This is a genomic window from Streptomyces sp. 3-6 (genome assembly GCF_056323165.1).
This window is the reverse complement of record NZ_JBWHZP010000004.1, coordinates 136,864-161,839: the sequence shown is the minus strand read 5'-3', so window position 1 is coordinate 161,839 and position 24,976 is coordinate 136,864. Positions and strand designations below refer to the sequence as shown.

Below are 24,976 nucleotides of genomic sequence, written 5' to 3'. Positions count from 1 at the left end.
TCGTCGTTCCCGGGCGCCCGAGCTACGCGGCCGCCGGCAGGTCCGGACGCAGGGGCCACGCCGGGTCCACGGCCTCGTCGGAACCGTTGCGCGCGAACCACGTCTGCAACCCGCGCGCCTGCGCCGCGTGCCACACCGCCTGCAAGGTGTGCAGCTCGCCCGGGGACAGCCGCTCCAGCCGCGCGGCGAACCGCCGTCCGACCGCCCGCGTCACCTCCAGCGCCGCGACCGCGTCCGCCGCCGCCTCGTGCGCCCCGTCCAGCGGCACGCCGTAGTGCGCGCACAGGTCCGTCAGCGTGCGGCGGCCCTTGCGGTACCGGTCCAGGTGCTTGTCCAGCACCCGGGGATCGAGCACCAGCAGCGGCGTCCGGTCGAACCACCGGCTCAGCGAGGACGCCCGGTGCCGGCGCAACTCCCGGTCCAGCAGCGTCAGGTCGAACGGGGCGTTCATCACCACCAACGGGCGCCCCACCCGGGCCTGTTCCGCCAGCACCTCGGCTATCTCGTACATCACCGGAGCCGGCCAGCGCCCCTGGCGCTGCACCTGCTCGTCCGTCAGACCGTGCACCTCCGTCGCGGCGGCCGGCACCGGGACACCCGGATTCACCAGCCAGCGGCTGATCCGCGGACGGCTGCCCGGAGCCTCCTGGATCGCGACGGCGGCCGACACGATCCGGTCCGTCTCCACGTCCACGCCCGTCGTCTCCGTGTCGAAAGCGGCCAACGGCCCCTCGTACCAGCACGCCATACCCAACAACCCCTTGTTCACCTCTGGCAGTTGACGCCCCGTCCGCTGCCCCGCCCGGGTGATACCCGCCCCGTTTGCGCCGTACGCCGCGAGGAGACAACAGGAGTACGGGTCCCCGCAGTTCAGCGGCCCGGTACGGGGAAACACTTGTTCTGGAAGGCTGTTGGGCCATGGCCATAGCGCAGCCCGAACGGGGCGGGCTGCTGCCCGGGCGCACGGCTCCCTCCCGCGGCTCCCTCGCCACCACCGCCTGCATGGAGACCCTGCAGGTCGCCTACCTGCACGCCGTCGCCGCGGCGGCCGGCTGTTCGCTCTCCCAGCCCTTCCCCGACAACGGCATCGACTGGCACGTCAGCCACAGCGCCCTCGGCCACACCGTCGACGACGAGGTCACCATCAAGGTCCAGCTCAAGGCGACGTACCAGGTCGCCCCCGACCCGCCGGGCCGCTCCTTCGCCTTCACGCTCGACAACGCGCACCTGGTCAAACTGGCCCGCACCCCCGTCACGGTGCACAAGATCCTCGTCGTGATGCTCGTGCCGCGCTCCCCGGACGACTGGCTGCGGGCCGGCCACGACCGCCTCGAACTGCGGCACTGCTGCTACTGGGCCAACCTCGCCGGCCACCCCGTCACCGGCCGCACCCGCACCACCGTGCGCATCCCCATCACGCACGTCTTCGACGACCGCGCGCTGTGCGAGATCATGACGCGGGTCGGGACCGGAGGGACACCATGACCCACCACCCCACCGGCGACCCCCCGCGCCCGGCCCGCCCGCACCCCGCCGAACCCGCCCGGCACGGCGGGCCGGCCGCCCCCGGCGACACCGACCCCGCCGTCCTCGCGGCCCTGCTGCGCCGCCACGGATGGCTGCGCCGCGGCGGCAGCCCCGGGCGCTACGGCCGCTGGACCCCGCCCGGCCCCGCCGACCGCACGACCAGCCTGCTGGTGCCCGAGAGCCGAGCCTTCCCCGACAGCGACGACCTGCTCGCCGAGGCCCTCACCGCCCTCGCCCGCGCCGGCACCCCCGCCGCCCGCGAGATCCTCGTCGCCCTCGCCGTCCCCAGCGACGAGATCTGCTGGTGGCGCGACACCCCGACGTCCCCCGGCGGCGCCGCCGGCTGGACCGCCGAGGAGCACCTGCGCGGCGCGGCCCGCCGCACCCTGCTCGCCGCCGCCCTCGCCACCCGCGCCCGGACCGGCTACCACGGCGCCCGCCACCGCCGCCCGGCCGCCGCCGCCCTCGACGACATCCTGGTCGCCCCCGCGCCCGGCGGCCGCCGCCTCACCGCCTTCGTCCCCGTCACCACCGGCCGCGCCCTCGCCGTGCGCCTCCACCACGCCCTGCACGCGGCCCGGGAGGCCGTCGACCACCGCCGCGCCACCGGCTCGCCCGACGCCTTCGACACCGCCGTCGCCGCCGGGGTGTGCCACGACCTCACCGAGGCGCTCGTCACCCTCGTCCAGGACACCCAGGGCGCCCGCGTCCAGATCGCCTGGGCCCCCGCGGCCGGCGTGCCCGACGGCTGCGCGGCCTCGGCGGACCCCGTCGAGTTCACCCCCGGGGACCTGCCCGCCCTGCGCGAGGCCGGCGTCCGCTACCGGCACGCCGAGCCCTCCGTGCCGGTACGGATCACCGGCACCGTGGTCCGTCTGCACCGGTCCGGGCCGCGCGGCGGCGGCACCGTCCGCCTGCGCGTTCTCGCCGGCGCCGCCCTGGGCTCCGTACGGCTCGCCCTCGACGAGGCGGACTACCGCACCGCCGGACAGGCACACCTCGCCGGACTGCCGATCCGGGTGCACGGCCGGCTGGAGAGCCGGGGCGGCTTCCGCAGGATGACCGGCGTCCACGGGGTCGTGCCCCTGGAGGTCGAGGAGGCCGAACGCGACCGGCTCATGAAGGCGCTGGAGGAACGCGCCGAGGCGGCGGACGGCTTCGGCGGCCTCCCCGGCACCGCCCGCGACGGAGCGGACGGAGGCCCCCGGGACGGGGGCGACGGCACACGGCCGGGAGCTGCCGCGGCGGAATGATTTCGCTCTGGGCCCGCCCGGGTCGGTACGATCGCACCCATGCGCGCGCTCTGGTTTGGCGCCGCGACCACAGCCTTCAGTCAGGAGAGACCGGTGTCAGACGTCCGTGTGATCATCCAACGCGATTCCGAGCGGGAAGAACGCGTGGTGACGACGGGCACTACGGCCGCCGAGCTCTTCGCCGGCGAGCGCTCGGTCATCGCCGCCCGTGTCTCCGGCGAACTCAGGGACCTCTCCCACGAGCTGCGCGACGGCGACACCGTCGAGGGCGTCGAGATCTCCTCCGAGGACGGCCTGAACATCCTCCGCCACTCCACCGCCCACGTCATGGCCCAGGCCGTGCAGGAGCTGTTCCCCGAGGCCAAGCTGGGCATCGGCCCGCCGGTCAAGGACGGCTTCTACTACGACTTCGACGTGGACCGGCCCTTCCACCCCGATGACCTCAAGGCCATCGAGAAGAAGATGCAGGAGATCCAGAAGCGCGGCCAGCGCTTCGCCCGCCGCGTGGTCACCGACGACGAGGCCCGCGAGGAGCTCGCCGACGAGCCCTACAAGCTGGAGCTGATCGGCCTCAAGGGCGCCGCCTCGCACGACGACGGCGCGGACGTCGAGGTCGGCGCCGGCGAGCTGACGATCTACGACAACCTGGACGCCAGAACCGGCGAGCTGTGCTGGAAGGACCTCTGCCGGGGCCCGCACCTGCCGACCACCCGGAACATCCCGGCGTTCAAGCTGATGCGGAACGCCTCCGCGTACTGGCGCGGCAGCGAGAAGAACAAGCAGCTCCAGCGCATCTACGGCACCGCCTGGCCGACCAAGGACGAGCTGAAGGCGCACCTGGAGTTCCTCGCCGAGGCCGAGAAGCGCGACCACCGCAAGCTCGGCTCCGAGCTGGACCTGTTCTCCGTCCCGGAGCAGATCGGCTCCGGCCTCGCCGTCTTCCACCCCAAGGGCGGCATCGTCCGCCGGGTCATGGAGGACTACTCGCGCCGCCGGCACGAGGAGGAGGGCTACGAGTTCGTCTACACCCCGCACGCGACCAAGGGGAAGCTCTTCGAGACCTCGGGCCACCTGGACTGGTACGCCGACGGCATGTACCCGCCCATGCAGCTCGACGAGGGCGTGGACTACTACCTCAAGCCCATGAACTGCCCGATGCACAACCTGATCTTCGACGCGCGCGGTCGCTCCTACCGCGAACTGCCGCTGCGCCTCTTCGAGTTCGGCACCGTGTACCGGTACGAGAAGTCGGGTGTCGTGCACGGCCTGACCCGGGCCCGCGGCTTCACCCAGGACGACGCGCACATCTACTGCACCCGCGAGCAGATGTCCGAGGAGCTCGACAAGACCCTCACCTTCGTCCTGAACCTGCTGCGCGACTACGGCCTGACCGACTTCTACCTGGAGCTGTCCACCAAGGACCCGGAGAAGTTCGTCGGGACCGACGAGGCGTGGGAGGAGGCCACCGAGACGCTGCGCCAGGTCGCCGAGAAGCAGAACCTGGAGCTGGTGGCGGACCCGGGCGGCGCCGCCTTCTACGGCCCGAAGATCTCCGTCCAGGCCAAGGACGCCATCGGCCGCACCTGGCAGATGTCGACCATCCAGCTCGACTTCAACCTGCCGGAGCGCTTCGACCTGGAGTACACGGCGGCGGACGGTTCCAAGACCCGCCCGGTCATGATCCACCGTGCGCTGTTCGGCTCGATCGAGCGGTTCTTCGCGGTGCTCCTGGAGCACTACGCGGGCGCCTTCCCGGCGTGGCTCGCGCCGGTGCAGGCGACCGGCATCCCGATCGGTGACGCGCACGTCGACTACCTGGAGCAGTTCGCGGCGAAGGCCCGCACGCGCGGGCTGCGGGTCGAGGTGGACTCCTCCTCCGACCGCATGCAGAAGAAGATCCGCAACGCGCAGAAGCAGAAGGTCCCGTTCATGGTCATCGCGGGCGACGAGGACATGGCCAATGGCGCCGTCTCCTTCCGCTACCGCGACGGATCGCAGGAGAACGGCATCCCCGTCGACGAGGCCATCGCGAAGATCGTGAAGGTCGTCGAGGAACGCGCGCAGGTCTGACCGGTACGACGGCACGGGCCCCCGGGAGCGATCCCGGGGGCCCGTGCCGTCACACCCCCAGGACGCCATATGCTGCACGTATGACGAGTGAGCCGGAGCAGCAGTGGGGAGTGGGGACGCAGGACGCGTTCCAGCGTCTGTGGACGCCGCACCGGATGGCCTACATCCAGGGCGAGAACAAGCCGACCGGCCCCGGTGCCGACGACGGCTGCCCCTTCTGCTCGATCCCGGCCAAGTCCGACGAGGACGGACTGGTCCTCCGGCGCGGCGAGCGGGTCTACGCGGTGCTCAACCTCTACCCGTACACCGGGGGCCACCTCATGGTGGTGCCGTACCGGCACGTGGCCGACTACACGGATCTCACCGCCGAGGAGACCGCCGAACTCGGCGAGCTGACCAAGCAGGCGATGACCGCGCTGCGCGCCGCCTCCGGGGCGCACGGCTTCAACATCGGCATGAACCAGGGCACCGTGGCCGGCGCCGGCATCGCCGCCCACCTGCACCAGCACGTCGTCCCGCGCTGGGGCGGCGACACCAACTTCATGCCGGTCGTGGGCCACACCAAGGTGCTGCCGCAGCTGCTCGGGGACACCCGCAAGATGCTGGCGGACGCCTGGCCCTCGGCCTGAACCGGACGGCGCGCCGGCGCCCGGCCGGGCGCGCCTCGGAGGCGGAGGGGCCCGGTGGGTGCCCCGGCCGGGGCACCCCCCTCAGGCGTCGTAGACGTCGGCCTTCTTGGGCGCCGCCTCCTGCACCGCGCCGCTGAGGGCCGAGGAGCGGGCGCCGAACTTCTCGGTGTCCACGCCGTTCTCCGCCAGGACCTTGATCGCGGCGGAGTGCACCGCGCGCAGCACCGGCGTCGCGGCGCGCAACGCGTCGTCGGCCATGAAGCGGTGCCGCCACGGCTTGTCCGCCCAGGCGTGCCGCAGGCCGAACGGCTCGGGCAGGGTCAGCTTGCCGCCCAGCCAGTACAGCAGCGGCGGGTACCAGGTCAGCGGCGCGCGGGCGGCGAGGCGCACCACCTCGTCCGCGTCGACGAGGGGGAGCTTGACCGTGCGGGTCTCCCAGAACTTCACCGACTTCTGGACCGACTTCTCCTTGGCGGCCGGTTTCGTGGTGAACAGCGGGTGCACGGGGCCCAGCGCGTGGCCGGTGACCTCGATGCGCAGGGTCTCGTGGAGGACGGTCACCGTGATCAGCATGGTGATGACGAGCTGGCCGTCCCACAGGGTCCACTGCACCCCGAGGTAGTGGCGGTCGCCGGCGCCGAACTGCTGCTTGTTGCAGATCTCCTGTATGGCGTGCGGCTTGATCTGGTACGCCTCCACGTCGGTGCCCTCGGGCCGGGACACGGCGGTGGCGTTCTCACCGATCGGCGTGACGATCCAGTGGCGCACGGAGGGCTTGGTGAAGCCGCCGGTGTGCAGGGGGCCGCGCTCCAGCATGCGCAGCCGGTCGTGGATCGCCTTGATGACGTCCCAGCTGCGGAACGGGTTGATCTCGCGGTCCGGGTCGGCGGGGACCAGTTCCTCGGCGAGCTGCCAGCTGCCCCACCGGGTGCCCATGCCGAGTATGCCCTTGGGCCCGGCGTAGAAGACGGAGTTGGACTGCTGCTCGGCGCTGAGCCGGGCCAGGGACTGGCGCAGCTGCTCGGCCGCCGTCTCACCGGGGCTGCTCGGCACCGACTCGGGGACCTTGGCGCCCACGCTGCCGCCGGAGAGCAGGCTCTCCCACTGCTCCCGCAGGGCGTGCGCGGTGCGTTCGCAGATCCGCTTGGCCCAGAACCAGCCGATGACGGGGGCGACGACACACGCGCGGGCGTACCAGCCCCAGAACCCGTCGAAGGGCATGCGGAGCAGGAAGAGGACCGCGAGGGCGCCCACCCCGACCAGCAGCGTGGTGGCCAGGGCCCCGGCCCGCTTGTCCTCGCGCCGGGTCATGGTGGTGCGGATCTGGAAGACCAGCAGCCAGACGAGCAGGCCCGGCAGGAAGAGCACGCCGCACAGGACCATGACGGCGCTGAGCCAGTTGTCGCGCTCCCGGCGCATGCGGTGGGCGGCGAGGCTGTGCTCGACGACCACGTGCGGCTGGGTGCCGAAGGACTGGACGAGCGGCGCCCGTCCGGAGCCCAGCATCCGGTCGATGATCGCCCGGGAGAACGCCTCGCCCAGGTTCGGGCGGAACAGCTTGATCCGGGGCGGTGCGACGGCCGACTGGTGCCACTCGTTGTTGGCCTTGAGGATCTCGTCTGCCTCGTTGTCCCGGTAGGCCGCCGAGGCCAGCGCGAAGGTCGGCGTGTGCCCCTCGTCACCCGTGCGCGGTACCTGCGGACCGAAGAAGTCCGCGTAACCGCTCTCAACGGTCATTCCCCGCCCCCGATCGCCGCGACTGTCGTCATGCGGCCTTCCCGACTTCCTTGCCGCGCACACCTGTTGATCAGGTCTTCAGCGTATCCGCAGCGGGGCCGGTTCGTCTGCGGACGGTGACAACCGGTGTGCGGACCCGGCCGGCACGGTGCCGCACGGGGTGAAGCGTTCCGGGGCGCGCGGGGCGCACGGCGCGTGCGCGGGCGCCCCGCGACGGCTCCCGCGGGCGCCGGGCGCCGCCCCACGACGCCGGCCCCGGACCGCACCCGCCGCCCCCGCGCACGCCCGCCCCCGCGCTCGCCCGCCCCGGGCCGCACCCGTCCGCCGGGCGCGCCCCCGCGCGGGCCCCCGGACGGAACGCCTCCCGAGCCCCCTACGACGCCGCCCGGACCTCCTGACGGAGGCGCTGGGCGACCTGCGGCGGCATCGGCTCGTGCCGCGCGTAACGGCGGCTGAAGCGGGCCGTGCCGTGGGAGAGCGAGCGCAGGTCGACGGCGTACCGGTCGATCTCGATCTCCGGCACGTCGGCCCGGATCAGGGTGCGTCCGGCGGAGGACTGTTCGGTGCCGAGCACCCGCCCGCGGCGGCCCGACAGGTCGCTCATCACCGGGCCCACGTAGTCGTCGCCGACCAGGACCGTGACCTCGGCGACGGGTTCCAGCAGGTGGATCGTGGCCTGGGCCGCGGCCTCCCGCAGAGCCAGCGCGCCGGCCGTCTGGAAGGCGGCGTCGGAGGAGTCCACCGAGTGCGCCTTGCCGTCCAGCAGGGTCACCCGCACGTCGATCAGCGGATGGCCGTCGGCCACCCCCCTCGCCGCCTGCGCCCGCACCCCCTTCTCCACGGAGGGGATGAACTGCCGCGGCACCGCGCCGCCGACGACCTTGTCCACGAACTCGATGCCGGAACCGCCGGGCAGCGGCTCCACCTCGATCTCGCAGATCGCGAACTGCCCGTGACCGCCGGACTGTTTGACGTGCCGGCCCCGCCCGGACGCCGTGGAACCGAAGGTCTCCCGCAGCGCCACCTGGTGCGGCACCACGTCGACCTGCACGCCGTAGCGGCCGCGCAGCCGCTCCAGGGCGACGTCGGCGTGCGCCTCGCCCAGGCACCACAGGACCACCTGGTGGGTGTCCTGGTTCTGTTCGAGCCGCATCGTGGGGTCCTCGGCGACGAGCCGGGCCAGCCCCTGGGAGAGCCGGTCCTCGTCGGGTTTGCTGTGCGCCCGGATGGCCAGCGGGAGCAGCGGGTCGGGCATCTCCCAGGGTTCCATCAGCAGCGGGTCGTCCTTGGCGGACAGGGTGTCGCCGGTCTCGGCCCGGCCGAGCTTCGCCACGCACGCCAGATCCCCGGCGATCACCTGCGGCACGGGGCGCTGCTGCTTGCCGAACGGGGTGCTCAGCGCGCCGACGCGTTCGTCGACGTCGTGGTCCTCGTGGCCCCGGTCGGCCAGCCCGTGCCCGGAGACGTGGACGGTCTGGTCGGCGCGCAGGGTGCCGGAGAAGACCCGGACGAGGGACAGCCGGCCCACGTAGGGGTCGGAGGAGGTCTTGACGACCTCGGCGACCAGCGGGGCGCCGGGGTCGCAGGGCGTCAGCTCGCGCGGCGTGCCGTCGACGGTGGTCACCTGGGGCGTGCGGTGTTCCAGCGGGGTGGGGAACCCGCCCGTGACCAGGTCGAGGAGCTCCACCGTGCCGAGGCCCTGGCGGGCGCCGTCGGCGGCGGGGGCGGCCGCCAGGACGGGGAAGAACACGCCGCGTGCCACGGCCCGCTCCAGGTCCTCGACGAGGGTGCCGAGGTCGATGTCCTCGCCGCCGAGGTAGCGGTCCATGAGGGTCTCGTCCTCGCTCTCGGCGATGATCCCCTCGATCAGCCGGTCGCGGGCGTCCGCGATGAGCGGCAGTTGGTCGGGGCCGGGCTCGGACTCCTTGCGCTCGCCGGTGGAGTAGTCGAACAGCTTCCGCGACAGCAGCCCGATCAGACCGGTCACCGGAGCGTGCCCGTCCGGCCCCTCGGGGCCGCGCAGCGGCAGGTGGAGCGGCAGGACCGCGTCGGGGTCGTCCCCGCCGAACGCCTCGGCGCAGACCCGGGTCATCTCCTCGAAGTCGGCGCGGGCCGCCTCCAGATGGGTGACGACCAGGGCGCGGGGCATCCCGACGGCCGCGCACTCGTCCCAGACCATGCGGGTGGAGCCGTCCACGCCGTCGGCGGCCGAGACGACGAAGAGGGCCGCGTCCGCCGCGCGCAGACCGGCCCTGAGCTCTCCGACGAAGTCGGCGTATCCGGGGGTGTCGAGCAGGTTGACCTTGATGCCGTCCCATTCCACGGGCACCAGGGAGAGCTGCACCGAGCGCTGCTGCCGGTGCTCGATCTCGTCGTAGTCGGAGAGCGTGCCGCCGTCCTCCACGCGGCCCGCCCGGTTCACGGCCCCCGCGGTCAGCGCGAGAGCCTCCACCAGCGTCGTCTTGCCCGCTCCGGAGTGGCCGACCAGCACCACATTCCGTACGGACGCGGGGTGGTCGGCCGCCTGTGCCCTGCCGGCGGCTCCGGGGTGGGTGTGCGCCTTGTCGCCCATGGTCCTGCCTCCCGTGCACGGTGAGGTCACTGCGTGGGCGCGGACCGGCCGATCCGCGTGCGGTGCGGCTCCGGCGGCGCCCGCGGTACTCCGAGCTTTCCACTCCCCTCACGGTGCGTCCATACGGCGGACGCGCCCCGGCCGCCGGTCCCCCCGGCCCCCGGGTCCGCGTCCCGATGTCCCGTGTCCCCGCGGGCCGTCGGGGCGGGTGCCCGGCCGCCCGCGCGGGTGCGTGACTACGATGGGCCAGCCGGTGGCCAGCAGGGGCCGCGCGGCCACACCGACCGTCGGGAAGGCCATGCTGAACAAGTACGCGCGTGCATTCTTCACGCGTGTCCTCACACCGTTCGCCGCGTTTCTCATCCGGCGGGGGGTCAGCCCCGACACGGTCACGCTCATCGGTACCGCCGGAGTGGTCGCGGGTGCGCTGGTCTTCTACCCCATGGGGGAGTTCTTCTGGGGCACGGTGGTCATCACGCTGTTCGTGTTCTCCGACCTGGTCGACGGCAACATGGCTCGCCAGCTGGGCCGCTCCAGCCGCTGGGGCGCCTTCCTGGACTCCACCCTCGACCGGGTCGCCGACGGGGCGATCTTCGGCGGCTTCGCCCTGTGGTACGCGGCCGGCGGCGACGACACGGTGCTGTGCGCCGTCTCGATCTTCTGCCTGGCCAGCGGCCAGGTCGTGTCGTACACCAAGGCGCGCGGCGAGTCGATCGGCCTGCCGGTCGCGGTGAACGGCCTGGTGGAGCGGGCCGAGCGGCTGGTGATCTCGCTGGTCGCGGCCGGTCTCGCCGGGCTGCACGCGTTCGGCGTGCCCGGCATCCAGTACCTGCTGCCGGTCGCCCTGTGGATCGTCGCCGTCGGCAGCCTCGTCACGCTCGTCCAGCGGGTCGTCACCGTGCGCCGGGAGGCCGCCGAGGCGGACGCGGCGGCGGGCGCCCCGACGGCCGGTGACACACCGGCCGGGGACGCGACGGCGCCGGACACCGGCGCGTCCGGCCCGCGCACCGGCGACGACGGCACCCCGGGCGGCGCGGTCGCGGACCGCGGCGGCCGCCGGGGGAGCGGGGCGGCGACGTGAGTGCCCGGGAGCGCCTGACCGACGGCCTGTACGGCGCCGGCTGGAGCACGGTGAAGAAGCTGCCCGAGCCGGCCGCCGCCGGGCTGGGCCGGGCCATCGCCGACCTCGCGTGGCGGCGGCGCGGCACGGGCGTGCTGCGCCTGGAGGCCAACTACGCGCGGGTGGTGCCCGACGCGGACCCGCAGCGGCTCGCCGAACTGTCCCGCGCGGGCATGCGGTCCTACCTGCGCTACTGGATGGAGTCCTTCCGGCTGCCCGCCTGGAGCGAGGAGCGCGTCAGGAACGGCTTCGAACCCGACGGCCTGCACCACCTCACCGAGGGCCTGGCGGCCGGCAAGGGCGTCGTCCTCGCACTGCCGCACCTCGCCAACTGGGACCTCGCCGGCGCCTGGGTCACCACCCGGCTGGGCATCCCCTTCACCACCGTCGCCGAGCGCCTGAAGCCCGAGACGCTGTACGACCGGTTCGTCGCCTACCGCGAGGGCCTCGGCATGGAGGTCCTGCCGCACAGCGGCGGCACCGCCTTCGGCACCCTGGCCCGGCGGCTGCGCGACGGCGGCCTGGTCTGCCTGGTCGCCGACCGGGACCTGTCCGCCTCGGGCGTCGAGGTCGAGTTCTTCGGCGAGACCGCGCGGATGCCCGCCGGTCCCGCCCTGCTCGCGCAGCAGACCGGGGCCCGGCTGCTGCCCGTGACCCTCTGGTACGACGACACCCCCGTGATGCGGGGCCGCGTGCACCCGCCGGTCGAGGTGCCCGGGTCAGGTACGCGCGCCGAGAGGACGTCCGTCATGACACAGGCGCTGGCCGACGCCTACGCCACCGGGATCGCCGCCCATCCGGAGGACTGGCACATGCTCCAGCGCCTGTGGCTCAAGGACCTCGACCCCGCGCGTGACCCCGCCCGTGACACCGCCCGGAAGGCTCCGGAGGACACCCCGTGAGAATCGGCATCGTCTGCCCCTACTCGTGGGACGTGCCCGGCGGCGTCCAGTTCCACATCCGGGACCTCGCCGAGTACTTCATCCGGCTGGGCCACGAGGTCTCGGTGCTCGCCCCCGCCGACGACGACACCCCGCTGCCGCCCTACGTCGTCTCCGCAGGCCGCGCCGTACCGGTGCCCTACAACGGCTCGGTGGCCCGGCTGAACTTCGGCTTCCTGTCGGCGGCCCGGGTCCGGCGCTGGCTCCACGAGGGCGCCTTCGACGTCATCCACATCCACGAGCCGACCTCGCCCTCGCTGGGCCTGCTGACCTGCTGGGCCGCCCAGGGGCCGATCGTCGCCACCTTCCACACCTCCAACCCGCGCTCGCGCGCCATGATCGCCGCCTACGCGATCCTCCAGGCGGCCCTGGAGAAGATCAGCGCGCGGATCGCCGTCAGCGAGTACGCCCGGCGCACCCTCGTCGAACACCTGGGCGGCGACGCGGTGGTCATCCCCAACGGCGTCGACGTCGACTTCTTCGCCCGCGCCGAGCCGAAACCCGAGTGGCAGGGCGACACCATCGGCTTCATCGGCCGCATCGACGAACCCCGCAAGGGCCTGCCCGTGCTGATGCGGGCCCTGCCGAAGATCCTCGCCGCCCGCCCGCAGACCCGGCTCCTGGTGGCCGGACGCGGCGACGAGGAGGAGGCCGTCGAGACGCTCCCCGCCGAGCTGCGCTCCCGCGTGGAGTTCCTCGGCATGGTCAGCGACGAGGACAAGGCCCGCCTGCTGCGCAGCGTCGACCTCTACGTCGCCCCCAACACCGGCGGCGAGAGCTTCGGCATCATCCTCGTCGAGGCGATGTCCGCCGGCGCCCCGGTGCTCGCCTCCGACCTGGACGCCTTCGCCCAGGTCCTCGACCGCGGGGAGGCGGGCGAGCTGTTCCCCAACGAGGACGCCGACGCGCTCGCCTCGGCCGCCGTACGGCTCCTGGCCGACCCCGAACGCCGCGCCAAGCTCCGCGACCGCGGCAGCACCCACGTCCGCCGCTTCGACTGGTCCACCGTGGGCGCCGACATCCTCTCCGTCTACGAGACGGTCACCGCCGGCGCCGCAGCCGTGGCCGCCGACGACCGCACCACCGGCCTCTGGGGCCGCTTCGGCCTGGCCCGGGACTGAACCCCCCGGGGGGGCGTGCGGGTGCCCTGGTGCCAGGGGGCGGATTCCTCCCGCCTGTGCGGGTGCCGCAGAAGGCCGGGGCCTTGGTGCCACGGGTGGTTCCTCCAGCCCGTCCGGCGTTTGAGGACGAGGCCGTTCAGGCCGATGCGGGGGTTCGGGGGCGGCAGCCCCCGAGGACGGCACGGCAGCCGACGGCACCGCACCGCCGGCCGACGGCACGTCACACCACCCGCACCCCCAGCGGAGCGCCCCGGTAGCCTTGCCGCCCGTGACCGCAACCCTCATCTGGATCCTCGTCGCCCTCGTCCTGATCGGCCTCTACCTGAGCTGGACGGCGGGACGCCTGGACCGGCTGCACGCGCGGATCGACGCCGCGCGGGCCGCGCTGGACGCCCAGTTGCTGCGTCGCGCCTCGGTGACGCAGGAACTGGCCACCTCGGGCGTGCTCGACCCCGCCGCCTCGATCGTGCTGTACGAGGCGGCGCACGCCGCCCGGCAGGCGGTGGAGGAGCAGCGGGAGGTGGCCGAGAGCGAGTTGAGCCAGGCCCTGCGTGCGGTGTTCGCGGAGGCGCCGCAGGTCGACGTGGTCCGGGAGGCGCCCGGGGGAGAGGCCGCGGCCCTGGAGCTGTCCGAGGCGGTGCGCCGGGTGCCGATGGCGCGCCGTTTCCACAACGACGCCGTCCGCGCGGCCCGCGCGCTGCGCCGGCACCGCAAGGTGCGCTGGTTCCGGCTGGCGGGGCACGCCCCGTTCCCGATGGCGTTCGAGATGGACGACGAGCCGCCGGCGGCCCTGATCGAGCGGGCGGCGTAGCGCAGCCCCCCGCGCGCACGGCGCGCACGCACACCGCACCCGGCCGGTGGCCCCGAAAACGATCCACCGGCTTCCCATTGGCCCTTGCTGTGGACTGGTCCGCTCACGTTTCCTCGGTGCAGCAGAATCCGCCCCCATCCCCTCAGTGAGGTCACTCGTGTCCAGCACGCTCTCCGAAAACCAGGGTCCCGAGACCGGCACCGCCCGCGTGAAGCGCGGCATGGCCGAGCAGCTCAAGGGCGGCGTGATCATGGACGTCGTCACGCCGGAGCAGGCGAAGATCGCCGAGGACGCCGGTGCCGTCGCCGTCATGGCCCTGGAGCGGGTCCCGGCGGACATCCGCAAGGACGGCGGGGTGGCCCGCATGTCCGACCCGGACATGATCGAAGGCATCATCGACGCCGTGTCCATCCCCGTGATGGCCAAGTCCCGCATCGGCCACTTCGTCGAGGCCCAGGTGCTGCAGTCGCTCGGCGTCGACTACATCGACGAGTCCGAGGTCCTGACCCCGGCCGACGAGGTCAACCACTCCGACAAGTGGTCGTTCACCACGCCCTTCGTGTGCGGTGCCACCAACCTGGGCGAGGCGCTGCGCCGCATCGCCGAGGGTGCCGCGATGATCCGCTCCAAGGGCGAGGCCGGCACCGGCAACGTCGTCGAGGCCGTGCGTCACCTGCGCCAGATCAAGAACGAGATCGCCCGGCTGCGCGGCTTCGACAACCACGAGCTGTACGCCGCCGCCAAGGAGCTGCGCGCCCCGTACGAGCTGGTCAAGGAGGTCTCCGAGCTGGGCAGGCTGCCGGTCGTGCTGTTCTCCGCCGGCGGGGTGGCCACCCCGGCCGACGCCGCGCTGATGCGCCAGCTCGGCGCCGAGGGCGTCTTCGTGGGCTCCGGCATCTTCAAGTCCGGCGACCCGGCCAAGCGCGCCGCCGCCATCGTGAAGGCGACTACCTTCTACGACGACCCGAAGATCATCGCGGACGCGTCCCGCAACCTCGGCGAGGCCATGGTCGGCATCAACTGCGACACCCTCCCCGAGGCCGAGCGCTACGCCAACCGCGGCTGGTAGGCGTCGGATGCCCGCTTCCCCCGTGATCGGTGTCCTGGCCCTCCAGGGCGACGTACGGGAGCACCTGGTGGCCCTGGCCGCGGCCGACGCCGTGGCCAGGCCCGTGCGGCGCCCCGAGGAACTCGCCGAGGTGGACGGTCTCGTCCTGCCCGGCGGCGAGTCGACCACCATCTCCAAGCTGGCCGTCCTGTTCGGCCTGCTGGAGCCGCTGCGGGCCCGCGTGCGCGAGGGTCTGCCCGTCTACGGCACCTGCGCCGGGATGATCCTGCTCGCCGACAAGATCCTGGACCCGCGTTCCGGGCAGGAGACCGTCGGCGGCATCGACATGATCGTGCGCCGCAACGCCTTCGGACGGCAGAACGAGTCCTTCGAGGCGGCGTTGGACGTGCGGGGCGTGGCCGGCGACCCGGTGCACGGCGTCTTCATCCGCGCCCCGTGGGTCGAGTCCGTCGGGGCCCGCGCGGAGGTGCTCGCCGAGCACGACGGCCACATCGTCGCGGTCCGTCAGGGCAACGCGCTGGCCACCTCGTTCCACCCGGAGCTGACCGGTGACCACCGCGTGCACGCGCTGTTCGTGGAGATGACGCGCGCGTGGCGCGGGACCGAGTCCTTGTAGGATTCCATGCGTTCGTTGCAGGGATGGGTTACGCGAAGGAGACAGGCAGATGTCCGGCCACTCTAAATGGGCCACGACGAAGCACAAGAAGGCCGTCATCGATGCCAAGCGCGGCAAACTCTTCGCGAAGCTGATCAAGAACATCGAGGTCGCGGCCCGGATGGGCGGTGCCGACCCCGAAGGCAACCCCACGCTCTACGACGCCATCCAGAAGGCCAAGAAGCAGTCGGTTCCCAACAAGAACATCGACTCGGCGGTCAAGCGGGGCGCGGGCCTGGAGGCCGGCGGCGCCGACTACGAGACGATCATGTACGAGGGGTACGGCCCGAACGGTGTCGCGGTGCTCATCGAGTGCCTCACCGACAACCGCAACCGTGCCGCCTCCGAGGTCCGCGTCGCCATGACCCGCAACGGCGGCTCCATGGCCGACCCGGGCTCCGTCTCCTACCTGTTCAACCGCAAGGGCGTCGTGATCGTCCCCAAGGGCGAGCTGTCCGAGGACGACGTGCTCGGTGCCGTGCTCGACGCGGGCGCCGAGGAGGTCAACGACCTCGGTGAGTCCTTCGAGGTCGTCAGCGAGCCGACCGACCTGGTCGCGGTGCGCACCGCGCTCCAGGACGCCGGCATCGACTACGAGTCCGCCGACGCCAACTTCGTCCCGACCATGCAGGTCGAACTGGACGAGGAGGGCGCGAAGAAGATCTTCAAGCTGATCGACGCGCTGGAGGACAGCGACGACGTGCAGAACGTCTTCGCCAACTTCGACGTCAGCGACGAGATCATGGAGAAGGTCGACGCGTAGGCCCCCTCGTGCGGATCACGCCGGCCTCGCCGGGCCTGCCCGATCCGCACGACGGGCCCCGGCCCCGGCCGGATCGGCCCGATCCGGTCGACGGACTCCGGCCCTCGCCGGGCCTGCCTGATCCGGTCGACGGACCCCGGCCATCCGGACCACTGGCCCGGCCCCCGCCGGGCCGACGCGGCGCTCCGGGCCGACGGGAGAACCCGTCGGCCCGTTGCCATGCCCGGCGTTGTCGGTGGCAGCGGATAGCCTGCACGGACGGACGACGGCCAGGGAAGGTGGAGCGTTGCGCGTACTGGGGGTGGACCCGGGACTGACCCGGTGCGGTGTCGGGGTGGTCGAGGGAGTGGCCGGACGGCCGCTGACCATGCTCGGCGTCGGGGTCGTGCGGACGCCCGCCGACACGGACCTGGGCCGGCGCCTGGTCGCCCTGGAGGAGGGCCTCGAACAGTGGCTGGACGAGCACCGGCCCGAGTTCGTCGCCGTGGAACGCGTCTTCAGCCAGCACAACGTGCGCACCGTCATGGGCACGGCCCAGGCGAGCGCCGTCGCCCTGCTGTGCGCCTCCCGACGCGGCCTGCCCGTCGCCCTGCACACCCCCAGCGAGGTCAAGGCCGCCGTCACCGGATCGGGGCGCGCCGACAAGGCCCAGGTCGGAGCCATGGTGACCCGGCTGCTGCGGCTCGACGCGCCGCCCAGGCCCGCCGACGCCGCCGACGCCCTCGCCCTCGCCATCTGCCACATCTGGCGGGCCCCCGCCCAGAACCGTCTCCAGCAGGCCGTCGCCCGGCACGCCGGGGCCGCGCCGTCCGCGCCCCGCGGACCCGCCGCCCGGCGCCGCACGGCCGCCGCACCCGCCGCGGGGCCCGCCGCGGCGCCGAACCCACCGAAGGGGCGCACCGCATGATCGCCTTCGTCAGCGGCACGGTCGCCGCACTGGCCCCCGACGCCGCCGTCGTCGAGGTCGGCGGCGTCGGCATGGCCGTCCAGTGCACGCCGGACACGCTGTCCTCCCTGCGCGTCGGACAGCCGGCCCGCCTGGCCACCTCCCTGGTCGTCCGGGAGGACTCCCTGACGCTGTACGGCTTCGCGGACGACGACGAACGCCAGACGTTCGAGCTGCTCCAGACGGCCAGCGGGGTCGGCCCCCGCCTCGCTCAGGCCATGCTCGCGGTGCACCGCCCCGACGCACTGCGCCGGGCCGTCGCCACCGCCGACGAGAAGGCGCTCACTGCGGTGCCCGGCATCGGCAAGAAGGGCGCCCAGAAGCTGCTCCTCGAACTCAAGGACCGGCTCGGTGAACCCGTCGGCGCCCCGGCCGTCGGCGCCCCCGTCACCAGCGGCTGGCGCGACCAGCTGCACGCGGCCCTGATCGGCCTCGGGTACGCGACCCGCGAGGCGGACGAGGCCGTCGCCGCCGTCACCCCCCAGGCGGAGGCGGCCGGCGGTACCCCGCAGGTCGGTGCCCTGCTGAAGGCCGCCCTGCAGACCCTGAACCGCGCCCGATAGCCCGCGGCCCATCCGCTAGGAGACCTTTCAGTGAACTGGGACGACACGACCGACACCCCCGCTCCCGAGCGGCTGGTGGGCCCTGTCGCCGACCGGGAGGACCAGGCCGTCGAGGCCGCCCTGCGCCCGAAGGACCTGGGCGAGTTCATCGGCCAGGAGAAGGTGCGCGAACAGCTGGACCTGGTGCTGCGGGCCGCGCGGGCGCGCGGCGCCACCGCCGACCACGTGCTGCTCTCCGGCGCCCCGGGCCTCGGCAAGACCACCCTCTCGATGATCATCGCGGCGGAGATGGAGGCGCCCATCCGCATCACCTCCGGGCCCGCCATCCAGCACGCGGGCGACCTCGCGGCGATCCTGTCCTCCCTCCAGGAGGGCGAGGTCCTCTTCCTCGACGAGATCCACCGCATGTCCCGGCCCGCCGAGGAGATGCTGTACATGGCGATGGAGGACTTCCGCGTCGACGTCATCGTCGGCAAGGGCCCCGGCGCCACCGCCATCCCGCTGGAGCTGCCCCCCTTCACCCTGGTCGGCGCCACCACCCGGGCCGGACTGCTGCCGCCCCCGCTGCGCGACCGCTTCGGCTTCACCGCGCACATGGAGTTCTACGAGCCCGCCGAGCTGGAGCGGGTGGTCCACCGCTCGGCGAGCCTGCTCGACGTGGAGATCGACGCCGACGGCGCCGCCGAGATCGCGGGCCGCTCCCGCGGCACCCCCCGCATCGCCAACCGCCTGCTGCGCCGCGTCCGCGACTACGCGCAGGTCAAGGCGGACGGCCGGATCGACCGGGAGATCGCCGCGGCGGCCCTGAAGGTGTACGAGGTGGACACCCGCGGCCTGGACCGGCTGGACCGGGCGGTGCTCCAGGCGCTGCTGAAGCTGTTCGGCGGGGGACCCGTCGGCCTGTCCACGCTCGCCGTCGCGGTGGGCGAGGAACGTGAGACGGTGGAGGAGGTGGCCGAACCGTTCCTGGTGCGGGAGGGCCTGCTGGCCCGCACCCCGCGCGGCCGGATCGCCACCCCGGCGGCGTGGACGCACCTCGGCCTCGTGCCGCCCCGTGCGCAGGCCGCCGGAAACGGACAAGGGGACCTGTTCGGGGCGTGACCGTGGCGACGGTGGCCCGACCAGGAACCCGGGTGCCATGCTGAACGTTGTTCCCTGCGCGCGGGCTCGCCTAGACTCCGCCGATGCCGCCCTTGTGGGCGGCGCCACACACCCCCAACCAACAGGCCGTTCACCAGCGCGGTCATGTGAAGGAAGTTCCGACCCGTGAGTCTCCTGACCCTCCTCCCGTTCATTGTGCTCATCGGGGCCATGTTCCTGATGACCCGGTCGGCCAAGAAGAAGCAGCAGCAGGCCATCGAGATGCGGAACCAGATGCAGCCGGGTTCCGGCGTCCGCACCATCGGGGGCATGTACGCCACGGTCAAGGAGGTCAGCGAGGACACCGTCCTGCTCGACGCCGGACCGGGCGTCGAGCTGCTGTTCGCCAAGAACTCCATCGGTGCCGTCCTCAGCGACGAGGAGTACAACCAGATCGTCCACGGCATCGAGCACGACCTGAAGTCCGACGGTGACCTCGTGCCGGACGACGCCTCCTCCCTCACGGAGACCGGCGAGCCCTCCGACGCGGTCGCCGCCACCGACGACAAGCCCGTCGACTTCGGCAAGAAGGACACGGCCGACGAGCCGTCCGACGCCGTCGACGAGGCCGGCGCGGAGGGCGCGGCGAAGAAGTCCGACGGCGGTTCCGAGGCCAAGTAGGCGAAGCGGGCCGGCGGGCGACGACGGCCGTGCCCCCGCATGGGCGCGGGCCGGCCCGTGTCCTCGCGGGGACGACGGCCCGCCCGCACTTCCCCGTCACCCTCGGCCCCGGGCCCCGACCGGCCGGAGCTGTCGCCCCGGGCACGGCGACCGGCCCGCTGATCCTCCTCGGCCCCTCGCTCCACGACCCGGTCGTGGAGGTCGAGGGCCGCGGGGAGCAGCCGGGCCTGCGGCTGGTCCGAACTGCCGAACGACGACGCGGGTCGTTTCCGCCGTTCGTGGGCTTTGCCGAGGACGCGCCCCCCGCAATCCGATCGCCCGCTCGTCGTACCGGCCCCGACGGAACACGAGCCCGACGGAAGTTCCCCGGCGACGGTGCCGGCCCGGCCCACGGGGTCGGGGCGGACCCACCGACACCCCGCCCTCCCGAGCGGGTACGACGACGGCCGGGAGGTCGTGGCCCCCAGGTCGCGGCCACCCGTCCTCGGCCCAGGCAACCTGCCGGTCCCCCGCAGTCGCGGGCGCGGCCGGCCCTCAGGAAAGCGACGATGACCGACATCCGAGAACTGCTGCTCAGCCGCATCCGGGACGTGCCGGACCACCCGGAGCCGGGGGTGATGTTCAAGGACATCACCCCGCTCCTCGCGGACCCCGCGGCCTTCACCGCCCTCACCGACGCCCTCGCCGGGATCGCGGCGGACACGGGGGCCACGAAGATCGTCGGCCTGGAGGCCCGCGGCTTCATCCTCGGCGCCCCGGTCGCCGTCCGCGCGGGCCTCGGCTTCGTCCCCGTGCGCAAGGCCGGCAAGCTCCCCGGGGCGACCCTGAGCCAGGCCTACGACCTGGAGTACGGATCCGCCGAGATCGAGGTGCACGCCGAGGACATCAGCGCCGGCGACCGGATCCTGGTGGTGGACGACGTGCTCGCCACCGGCGGCACCGCCGAGGCGTCCCTCCAGCTCATCCGCCGGGCGGGCGCCGAGGTCTCCGGCCTCGCCGTGCTGATGGAGCTGGGCTTCCTCGGCGGCCGTGCCCGGGTGGAGCCGGTGCTGGCCGGCGCGTCGCTGGAGGCGCTGCTCACCATCTGAGCCGCCGCCCCAGCCACAGCCGCCGCCCCAGCCGCAGCCGCAGCTCAGCCGCAGCCCCGGCCGGTCATCACGCAGCAGCCCTCGGCCGTCGGCCGCCGTCCCGCACCACGCCCCGGGAAGCGCGGCCCAGCCCTCCCGCCGGCGTCGGCGCCGGCGGGTGCGGTCCGCCTCACGGGCTCGCGCGAGGCGAGGCGTCACCGGCCAGGCGTCACCGGCGGGCCCTCCCCGGCGCGGGGAGGGCTCCCCGCCGACACGGGGCCCGGGAGCGGTAGCCCCGGGGGGCCGGTAACCCCCGGGCTCGTCCCGTGCGTCCCGGGATCGGACAGGTCTCACACCGCTCCCCGGGTCCTCCGCGGACGCGGCATGGCTACCATGGACTCTTCCGGAGCCTGACCGGGGGACCCGGATCGCGCACGAGGAGTCCTCTTGCCAGACGAGGCCCAGCACCTGACCGCCGCCAAGCCCGAGCCCGCCTCGGCGCCCGCGGCCAAGCCCGCGCCCAGCGCCCCGCAGGCGAAGAACGACACCCGCGGTCCGGTCCGGCACGCCCAGGCCACCCCCGTCGACAAGCCCGAGCAGCCGCGGCCCAAGCCGTCCCCGCCCCCGGAGCGCTCCGCCCCCGCGGTCCGCCAGAACACCGGCCAGCCCGCCCGCTCCGGCTCCTCCAACCGCGTCCGCGCCCGTCTCGCCCGGCTCGGCGTGCAGCGCGCGAACCCGTACAACCCGGTGCTGGAGCCCCTGCTGCGGATCGTGCGCGGCAACGACCCCAAGATCGAGAACTCCACCCTCCGCCAGATCGAGAAGGCCTACCAGGTCGCCGAGCGCTGGCACCGCGGGCAGAAGCGCAAGAGCGGCGACCCGTACATCACGCACCCGCTGGCCGTCACCACCATCCTGGCCGAGCTGGGCATGGACCCGGCCACGCTGATGGCCGGGCTGCTGCACGACACCGTGGAGGACACCGAGTACGGCCTGGAGGACCTGCGCCGCGACTTCGGCGACGTGGTCACCCTGCTCGTCGACGGCGTCACGAAGCTGGACAAGGTCAAGTTCGGCGAGGCCGCCCAGGCCGAGACGGTGCGCAAGATGGTCGTCGCGATGGCCAAGGACCCCCGGGTCCTGGTCATCAAGCTGGCCGACCGGCTGCACAACATGCGCACCATGCGGTACCTCAAGCGCGAGAAGCAGGAGAAGAAGGCGCGCGAGACCCTGGAGATCTACGCGCCGCTCGCCCACCGCCTGGGCATGAACACCATCAAGTGGGAGCTGGAGGACCTCGCCTTCGCGATCCTCTACCCCAAGATGTACGACGAGATCGTGCGCCTGGTGGCCGAGCGCGCCCCCAAGCGGGACGAGTACCTCGCCGTCGTCACCGACGAGGTGCAGCAGGACCTGCGGGCCGCCCGCATCAAGGCCACCGTCACCGGCCGGCCCAAGCACTACTACAGCGTCTATCAGAAGATGATCGTCCGCGGCCGGGACTTCGCGGAGATCTACGATCTGGTGGGCATCCGCGTCCTGGTGGACACCGTCCGCGACTGCTACGCGGCCCTCGGCACGGTGCACGCGCGATGGAACCCGGTCCCCGGCCGGTTCAAGGACTACATCGCGATGCCCAAGTTCAACATGTACCAGTCGCTGCACACCACGGTGATCGGACCGGGCGGCAAGCCGGTCGAGCTGCAGATCCGCACCTTCGACATGCACCGCCGCGCCGAGTACGGCATCGCCGCGCACTGGAAGTACAAGCAGGAGGCCGTGGCCGGCGCGTCCAAGATCCGCACCGACGCGCCCAAGTCGTCCGGCAAGAGCAAGGACGACCACCTCAACGACATGGCGTGGCTGCGGCAGCTGCTGGACTGGCAGAAGGAGACCGAGGACCCGGGCGAGTTCCTGGAGTCCCTGCGCTTCGACCTCTCCCGCAACGAGGTCTTCGTCTTCACCCCGAAGGGCGACGTCATAGCGCTGCCCGCCGGTGCCACCCCCGTGGACTTCGCGTACGCGGTGCACACCGAGGTCGGTCACCGCACCATAGGGGCACGGGTCAACGGCCGCCTCGTCCCGCTGGAGTCGACCCTCGACAACGGCGACCTGGTGGAGGTCTTCACCTCCAAGGCGGCCGGCGCCGGCCCGTCCCGGGACTGGCTCGGCTTCGTCAAGTCGCCCCGCGCCCGCAACAAGATCCGCGGCTGGTTCTCCAAGGAGCGCCGCGACGAGGCGATCGAGCAGGGCAAGGACTCCATCGTCCGCGCCATGCGCAAGCAGAACCTGCCCATCCAGCGCATCCTCACCGGCGACTCCCTGGTGACCCTGGCGCACGAGATGCGCTACTCGGACATCTCCGCGCTGTACGCGGCGATCGGCGAGGGCCACGTCTCCGCGCAGAACATCGTGCAGAAGCTGGTGCAGGCCCTCGGCGGGGAGGAGGCGGCCACCGAGGAGATCGACGAGTCGGTCCCGCCGGCCCGCAGCCGCAAGCGCCGCTCCAGCGCCGACCCCGGCGTCGTCGTCAAGGGCGTCGAGGACGTCTGGGTGAAGCTGGCCCGCTGCTGCACCCCGGTGCCCGGCGACCCGATCATCGGCTTCGTCACCCGCGGCAGCGGCGTCTCGGTGCACCGCAGCGACTGCGTGAACGTCGACTCGCTGTCCCGGGAGCCCGAGCGCATCCTCGACGTCGAGTGGGCGCCCACCCAGTCGTCGGTGTTCCTGGTCGCCATCCAGGTCGAGGCGCTGGACCGCTCCCGGCTGCTCTCGGACGTCACCCGGGTGCTGTCCGACCAGCACGTCAACATCCTGTCCGCGGCCGTGCAGACCTCCCGCGACCGGGTCGCCACCTCCCGCTTCACCTTCGAGATGGGCGACCCCAAGCACCTGGGCCACGTCCTGAAGGCGGTCCGGGGCGTGGAGGGCGTCTACGACGTCTACCGGGTCACCTCGGCCCGCAACCGCACCTGACCGGACCTGACCTGGGCCTGACCCGAGCTGCCCCGACCCGGGGGACGGCACACGTGAGGGGACGGCACAGGGAAGGGGGCCGCCGCACCGGCCGGTGCGGCAGCCCCCTTCCCTGTGCCCTGGCGGGCGGGCGGCTCAGCCGCCGAACTCCTGCAGACCCTTCAGGGCTTGGTCGAGCAGCGCCTGACGGCCCTGGAGCTCCCGCTCCAGCTTGTCCGCCTTCGCGGTGTTGCCCTGCGCGCGGGCCTGCTCGATCTGGTTCTTCAGCTTGTCGACCGCGGCCTGCAGCTGGCCGGTCAGCCCCGCGGCACGCGCGCGTGCCTCCGGGTTGGTCCGGCGCCACTCGGTCTCCTCGGCCTCCTGGAGCGCCCGCTCCACGGCCTGCATCCGGCCCTCGACCTTCGGGCGGGCGTCCCGCGGCACGTGACCGATGGCCTCCCAGCGCTCGTTGAGCGTCCGGAACGCGGCCCGGGCGGCCTTCAGATCGGTGATCGGCAGGAGCTTCTCGGCCTCCCCGGCCAGTTCCTCCTTCAGCTTCAGGTTCTCCGCCTGCTCGGCGTCCCGCTCGGCGAACACCGAGCTGCGCGCGGCGAAGAAGACGTCCTGCGCGCCGCGGAAGCGGTTCCACAGGTCGTCCTCGTGCTCGCGCTGAGCCCGGCCGGCCGCCTTCCACTGCGCCATCAGGTCCCGGTAGCGCGCGGCCGTCGCACCCCAGTCCGTCGAGTTCGACAGCGACTCGGCCTCCGCGACCAGGGCCTCCTTGGTCCGGCGGGCCTCCTCGCGCTGCGCGTCGAGCTGCGCGAAGTGCTGCTTGCGCCGCTTGGAGAACGCCGAGCGCGCGTGCGAGAACCGGTGCCACAGCTCGTCGTCGGACTTGCGGTCCAGCCGCGGCAGGCCCTTCCAGGTGTCCACCAGGGCCCGCAGCCGCTCACCGGCCGCCCGCCACTGGTCGGACTGCGCCAGCTCCTCGGCCTCCGCGACCAGGGCCTCCTTGGACCGGCGGGCCTCCTCGGACTGCCGGGCCCGCTGCGCCTTGCGCTCCTCGCGCCGCGCCTCCACCAGCTCCACCAGCTTGTCCAGCCGGACCCGCAGGGCGTCCAGGTCGCCCACCGCGTGGTGGGCGTCGACCTGCTCACGCAGGTGGTCGATGGCCGTCCGGGCGTCCTTGGAGGACAGGTCGGTGGTCTTCACTCGCTTCTCGAGGAGGCCGATCTCGACAACCAGGCCCTCGTACTTGCGCTCGAAGTAGGCCAGGGCTTCCTCGGGGGACCCCGCCTGCCAGGAGCCGACGACCTTCTCGCCGTCGGCCGTACGCACGTACACGGTGCCCGTCTCGTCGACGCGGCCCCACGGGTCGCTGCTCACAGCGCCTCCTCCACATGATGCCGTCGGGGG

The 24,976-nt window shown here is 73.1% G+C and carries 21 protein-coding genes; 17 read left to right on the top strand and 4 right to left on the bottom strand.

Annotated features, from left to right (window positions below; all coding sequences use genetic code 11):
* Window positions 1-22: 22 nt before the first annotated feature.
* Window positions 23-748 (bottom strand): 3'-5' exonuclease, encoded by a 726-nt coding sequence (locus AC02VZ_RS08280; protein WP_432058780.1) that lies wholly within the window; start codon window positions 746-748, stop codon window positions 23-25.
* A gap of 170 nt (window positions 749-918) precedes the next feature.
* Here AC02VZ_RS08280 and AC02VZ_RS08275 point away from each other — a divergent pair, with 170 nt between their 5' ends.
* From AC02VZ_RS08275 to AC02VZ_RS08260, 4 genes are all read left to right on the top strand, one after another.
* Complete coding sequence (locus tag AC02VZ_RS08275) at window positions 919-1,485, top strand: DUF4365 domain-containing protein (RefSeq protein ID WP_476474985.1); 567 nt, start codon at window positions 919-921, stop codon at window positions 1,483-1,485.
* Window positions 1,482-2,780, top strand: a complete 1,299-nt coding sequence (locus AC02VZ_RS08270; RefSeq protein WP_476474984.1) for a hypothetical protein — start codon at window positions 1,482-1,484, stop codon at window positions 2,778-2,780. The genes AC02VZ_RS08275 and AC02VZ_RS08270 overlap by 4 nt, the downstream gene beginning before the upstream one ends.
* 93 nt (window positions 2,781-2,873) lie before the next feature.
* The gene (thrS, locus tag AC02VZ_RS08265) at window positions 2,874-4,850 is read left to right on the top strand and encodes a threonine--tRNA ligase (protein WP_476474983.1); all 1,977 of its coding nucleotides are present in this window, start codon (window positions 2,874-2,876) and stop codon (window positions 4,848-4,850) included.
* Window positions 4,851-4,930: 80 nt separating this feature from the next.
* The gene (locus tag AC02VZ_RS08260; protein WP_432058776.1) at window positions 4,931-5,479 is read left to right on the top strand and encodes an HIT family protein; all 549 of its coding nucleotides are present in this window, start codon (window positions 4,931-4,933) and stop codon (window positions 5,477-5,479) included.
* Between the two features lie 81 nt (window positions 5,480-5,560).
* Here AC02VZ_RS08260 and AC02VZ_RS08255 read toward each other — a convergent pair whose 3' ends face one another.
* Together AC02VZ_RS08255 and AC02VZ_RS08250 are read right to left on the bottom strand one after the other, a co-directional pair.
* Window positions 5,561-7,216, bottom strand: coding sequence for a hypothetical protein (locus AC02VZ_RS08255; RefSeq protein WP_476474982.1), 1,656 nt, complete (start codon window positions 7,214-7,216; stop codon window positions 5,561-5,563).
* A gap of 373 nt (window positions 7,217-7,589) precedes the next feature.
* Window positions 7,590-9,788, bottom strand: coding sequence for an elongation factor G-like protein EF-G2 (locus tag AC02VZ_RS08250; protein WP_432058774.1), 2,199 nt, complete (start codon window positions 9,786-9,788; stop codon window positions 7,590-7,592).
* Between the two features lie 298 nt (window positions 9,789-10,086).
* Here AC02VZ_RS08250 and pgsA point away from each other — a divergent pair, with 298 nt between their 5' ends.
* From pgsA to relA, 13 genes are all read left to right on the top strand, one after another.
* A complete protein-coding gene (gene pgsA, locus AC02VZ_RS08245; RefSeq protein ID WP_432058783.1) occupies window positions 10,087-10,869 on the top strand; it encodes a phosphatidylinositol phosphate synthase in 783 nt (260 codons plus the stop codon).
* A complete protein-coding gene (locus AC02VZ_RS08240) occupies window positions 10,866-11,810 on the top strand; it encodes a phosphatidylinositol mannoside acyltransferase (RefSeq protein ID WP_432058773.1) in 945 nt (314 codons plus the stop codon). The genes pgsA and AC02VZ_RS08240 overlap by 4 nt, the downstream gene beginning before the upstream one ends.
* Window positions 11,807-12,970, top strand: a complete 1,164-nt coding sequence (locus tag AC02VZ_RS08235; protein ID WP_476474981.1) for a glycosyltransferase family 4 protein — start codon at window positions 11,807-11,809, stop codon at window positions 12,968-12,970. Before AC02VZ_RS08240 ends, AC02VZ_RS08235 begins: the two co-directional genes overlap by 4 nt.
* 268 nt (window positions 12,971-13,238) lie before the next feature.
* Complete coding sequence (locus AC02VZ_RS08230) at window positions 13,239-13,781, top strand: LemA family protein (protein ID WP_476474980.1); 543 nt, start codon at window positions 13,239-13,241, stop codon at window positions 13,779-13,781.
* A gap of 157 nt (window positions 13,782-13,938) precedes the next feature.
* Window positions 13,939-14,850, top strand: coding sequence for a pyridoxal 5'-phosphate synthase lyase subunit PdxS (gene pdxS / locus AC02VZ_RS08225; protein WP_476474979.1), 912 nt, complete (start codon window positions 13,939-13,941; stop codon window positions 14,848-14,850).
* Between the two features lie 7 nt (window positions 14,851-14,857).
* Entirely contained in the window at window positions 14,858-15,466 is a 609-nt protein-coding gene (gene pdxT / locus AC02VZ_RS08220) for a pyridoxal 5'-phosphate synthase glutaminase subunit PdxT (RefSeq protein WP_476474978.1), read from the top strand.
* A 49-nt stretch (window positions 15,467-15,515) separates the two neighbouring features.
* A complete protein-coding gene (locus AC02VZ_RS08215; RefSeq protein WP_476474977.1) occupies window positions 15,516-16,268 on the top strand; it encodes a YebC/PmpR family DNA-binding transcriptional regulator in 753 nt (250 codons plus the stop codon).
* Between the two features lie 286 nt (window positions 16,269-16,554).
* A complete protein-coding gene (gene ruvC / locus AC02VZ_RS08210; RefSeq protein WP_476474976.1) occupies window positions 16,555-17,175 on the top strand; it encodes a crossover junction endodeoxyribonuclease RuvC in 621 nt (206 codons plus the stop codon).
* Window positions 17,172-17,777: a Holliday junction branch migration protein RuvA gene (ruvA, locus tag AC02VZ_RS08205; protein ID WP_476474975.1), complete on the top strand. Its 606-nt coding sequence runs from the start codon at window positions 17,172-17,174 to the stop codon at window positions 17,775-17,777. The genes ruvC and ruvA overlap by 4 nt, the downstream gene beginning before the upstream one ends.
* A 30-nt stretch (window positions 17,778-17,807) precedes the next feature.
* On the top strand, window positions 17,808-18,878 hold the full coding sequence (ruvB, locus tag AC02VZ_RS08200) for a Holliday junction branch migration DNA helicase RuvB (protein ID WP_476474974.1): 1,071 nt from the start codon (window positions 17,808-17,810) through the stop codon (window positions 18,876-18,878).
* A gap of 165 nt (window positions 18,879-19,043) precedes the next feature.
* Complete coding sequence (gene yajC, locus AC02VZ_RS08195) at window positions 19,044-19,538, top strand: preprotein translocase subunit YajC (RefSeq protein ID WP_476474973.1); 495 nt, start codon at window positions 19,044-19,046, stop codon at window positions 19,536-19,538.
* A 548-nt stretch (window positions 19,539-20,086) separates the two neighbouring features.
* Window positions 20,087-20,626 (top strand): adenine phosphoribosyltransferase, encoded by a 540-nt coding sequence (locus tag AC02VZ_RS08190; protein WP_476474972.1) that lies wholly within the window; start codon window positions 20,087-20,089, stop codon window positions 20,624-20,626.
* 426 nt (window positions 20,627-21,052) lie between these two features.
* Complete coding sequence (gene relA, locus AC02VZ_RS08185; RefSeq protein ID WP_476474971.1) at window positions 21,053-23,581, top strand: GTP pyrophosphokinase; 2,529 nt, start codon at window positions 21,053-21,055, stop codon at window positions 23,579-23,581.
* Between the two features lie 135 nt (window positions 23,582-23,716).
* Here the strand turns inward: relA and AC02VZ_RS08180 are convergent, their stop codons facing one another.
* On the bottom strand, window positions 23,717-24,946 hold the full coding sequence (locus AC02VZ_RS08180; RefSeq protein WP_476474970.1) for a DUF349 domain-containing protein: 1,230 nt from the start codon (window positions 24,944-24,946) through the stop codon (window positions 23,717-23,719).
* Window positions 24,947-24,976: the final 30 nt, after the last annotated feature.